The sequence below is a fragment of the Roseicyclus sp. genome, assembly GCF_052168335.1.
Taxonomy (GTDB): domain Bacteria; phylum Pseudomonadota; class Alphaproteobacteria; order Rhodobacterales; family Rhodobacteraceae; genus Roseibacterium.
The window spans coordinates 1-3008 of record NZ_JBQLZP010000415.1 but is presented as its reverse complement, the minus strand read 5'-3'; the positions used below and the strand labels follow the sequence as shown (position 1 = coordinate 3008).

At 67.6% G+C, this 3008-nt stretch carries 4 protein-coding genes; all 4 read left to right on the top strand.

The features are described from left to right. A partial coding sequence (locus tag ACTS11_RS12670) for a universal stress protein (RefSeq protein WP_442640674.1) occupies positions 1–434 on the top strand: 434 nt, incomplete at its 5' end. A gap of 128 nt (positions 435–562) precedes the next feature. Beyond that, the gene (locus ACTS11_RS12665; protein ID WP_442640673.1) at positions 563–1534 is read left to right on the top strand and encodes a Bug family tripartite tricarboxylate transporter substrate binding protein; all 972 of its coding nucleotides are present in this window, start codon (positions 563–565) and stop codon (positions 1532–1534) included. 42 nt (positions 1535–1576) lie between these two features. Continuing rightward, the gene (locus ACTS11_RS12660) at positions 1577–2080 is read left to right on the top strand and encodes a tripartite tricarboxylate transporter TctB family protein (RefSeq protein ID WP_442640672.1); all 504 of its coding nucleotides are present in this window, start codon (positions 1577–1579) and stop codon (positions 2078–2080) included. Between the two features lie 13 nt (positions 2081–2093). After that, on the top strand, positions 2094–3008 hold a 915-nt coding region (locus ACTS11_RS12655), incomplete at its 3' end, for a tripartite tricarboxylate transporter permease (protein ID WP_442640671.1).

Here is a 3008-nt window from a genome sequence, read left to right as displayed (position 1 = left end):
AGTCCGGCCTCTTCCAGACCGGGCGACCCGTTCTGATGTGCCCGAAGGTCGAGTCCATGCCGGAGGATTTCGGGGCGCATGTGGTGGTGGGCTGGAACGGGTCCATCGAGGCCTCGCGCGCCGTGGCGCTGACCCTCGACCTCGCCGCGGCGGCGGAGCGGGTCGACATCCTCGCCGTCGGTCGGGGCAAGCCGCACGGCGCGACGGCGGAGGAACTTCGGGACTACTACCGTCTCCGCGGGATCGCCGCCGAGGTTCACCGTTTCGAGGCCCGCAATCCGGGCCTCGCCCTCCTCGAGAAGACGCAGGACCTGGGCGCCGGCCTCCTCGTCATGGGCGCCTACGGGCAGAGCCACGAGCGCGAGACGCTGTTCGGCGGAAACACGCAATCCGTTGTCGACAAAGCAGAATTCCCGATCGTGATGGCGCATTGAAATATAATTTCGTGGCGAAATAAAATACCACTTGAAGCGTGATCATTGAAAGATAGTTACTCCCCTGATCGCGGCGGCGGTGCGACCTTTGGGCGCGCCGATGCCACCAGGACGAAGGAGGAGTTGTCATGCCGATCACCAAGCGCGGTCTTCTGGGCCTTTCCTGCGCGACCCTCGTCGCGTTCTCGCCGATGGCGGCCCTCGCCCAGGACTGGGAACCGCGGCGCCCCATCGATTTCGTCATCATGGCCGGCCCCGGCGGCGGCGCGGACCAGATCGCGCGCTTCATCCAGTCGGTCGCCGAGCGCTACGACATGACCCCGCGCCCGCTGGTGCCGAACAACCAGGGCGGCGGCTCGGGCGCCGAGGCGCTCTTGCACGTCAACGGCACTTCCGACCCGGACCACACGATCCTGGTTACGCTGAACTCGTTCTTCACCACGCCGCTCCGGCAGGAGAACCTCGGCATCGACATCCAGACCTTCACGCCGATCGCGATGATGGGCGTCGACCCCTTCGTGCTGTGGGTCCACCGCGACGCGGGCATCACCGACTTCGACCAGTGGCTCGAGGCGGTGCGCGGCATGAACGGCGAGTACGTCATGGGCGGCACGGGCTCGGGCCAGGAGGACTCGATCGTCATCGCGTTCCTGTCGGGCGCCTACGACCTCGACATCACCTACATCCCCTATGACGGCGGCGGCGCCGTTGCCCGCGACCTCGCCGGCCAGCAGATCATGGCGACCGTGAACAACCCCGCCGAGGCCAAGGGCTTCTACGAGGCGGGCGATTTCGTGCCGCTTCTGGCCTTCTCGGACGAGCGGCTGCCGGCCTTCCCGGACATCCCGACGGCGCGCGAACTGGGCCACGACTTCTCCTATGCCAACCAGCGGGCCGTCGTCGGCGCGCCGGGCATGTCGGAGGAGGCGGCGGAGTTCTACCGCACCATCTTCACGCAGGTCTACGAGAGCGAGGAGTGGCAGGGCTACCTGACCTCGGAGAGCCTCTCGCCCCTCTGGATGGATGCCGACGCGCAGCGCGCCTACTGGGCCACGCAGGTCGACAGCCACCGTGCCCTTCTCGAGGCGCTCGGCGAGTAACGCGCGCGCCAACACGGACGGAAGACGGCAGGGGACGGCCAGATGCGGAACGGCGAAATCGTGACGGCGGGCGTTCTCGCGCTCTTCTCCATCTATCTGATGTGGAAGAGCACCGAACTGCCCATCGGCTTCATCGAGGGCCGGGGGCCCGGCGGCGGGCTCTGGCCGTTCTGGCTGTCGCTGATCATGCTGCTGAGCTGCGGCATGATCGCCTTCAACTGGTGGCGCCGCACGAGCCCGCCGTCCCGCTCGGAGGAGCCGTTTCTCGACGGCTACGGCTGGCGGATGGTGGCGCTTGTCGGCGGCGGGCTGATCGTGTTCGTGGCGCTCATCGAGGTGCTGTCGATGTACGGCGCCATCGCCGTCTTCCTGCTCTACTACCTGCGCTTCCTCGGGCGGCATTCCTGGGCGCTGACCCTGGTGCTGGCGCTCGCCCTTCCCATCGGCTTCTTCTTCTTCTTCGAAGGCGCCATGCGGATCACCATGCCGAGCGGCATGTCCTTCACCGACCCGGTGTTCGACATCCTCTACGACATCATCTACTAGGCGCGCCCCGATCATGGAAATCCTCGGCCTTCTCTTCGACGGCATGCTCATCGCCGTGCAGCCGCTGAACCTCGTGCTGATCCTGATCGGCGTGACGCTCGGCCTGTTCATCGGCGCAATGCCCGGCCTCGGCTCGGTCAACGGGGTGGCGATCCTGCTGCCGATCACCTTCCTGGTGCCGCCGACGGGCGCGATCATCTTCCTGGCGGCGATCTACTACGGCGCGATGTACGGGGGGGCGATCTCGTCGATCACGCTGGGCATACCCGGCGCCTCCACGGCGGTCGCGACCACGTTCGACGGCCGGCCGCTCGCCATGCAGGGGCGCGCGAGCCTCGCGCTCGTCACCGCCGCGCTGGCGAGCTTCGTGGGCGGGACGGTCGCGAACGTCATCTTCACCGGCTTCGCGCCGCTCCTGGCCAGCGTCGCGCTGTCCTTCGGGCCGCCCGAGATCTTCGCGCTGATGCTGCTGGCCTTCGCGACCTTCGTGGGGCTCGGCACGGACGACATTCCGAAGACGATCTTCTCCATCTGCTTCGGCCTCGTGCTCGGCGCCATCGGCTTCGACCAGATCTCGGGCGAGCCGCGGCTGGTGCTGTTCGAGATGACGGGCTTCCTGCAGGGGATCGGCTTCCTCGTGCTGGCCATCGGCGTCTACGGCATCGGCGAGATGCTCTGGACCATCGAGCAGACGCGCGGCGACGTGGAGAACACGACGCCGAAGATGACCGCCAAGGGCATGGTGTCCGACGCGGCCGAGGCGACGAAGCGGGGCTGGAAGGGCACCACGATCGGCTCGATCCTCGGCTTCTTCGTCGGCATCCTGCCCGCCGCAGGGGCGACGCCCGCCTCGCTCATGGCCTACGGCGTGGCCAAGATGACCTCGCGCACCCCGCAGGACTACGGGCGCGGCACGCCCGACGGCATC

Coding starts and splice junctions, on each gene's coding strand:
- ACTS11_RS12665 (WP_442640673.1), top strand. CDS start 563: ATGCCGATCACCAAGCGCGGTCTTCTGGGCCTTTCCTGCGCGACCCTC.
- ACTS11_RS12660 (WP_442640672.1), top strand. CDS start 1,577: ATGCGGAACGGCGAAATCGTGACGGCGGGCGTTCTCGCGCTCTTCTCC.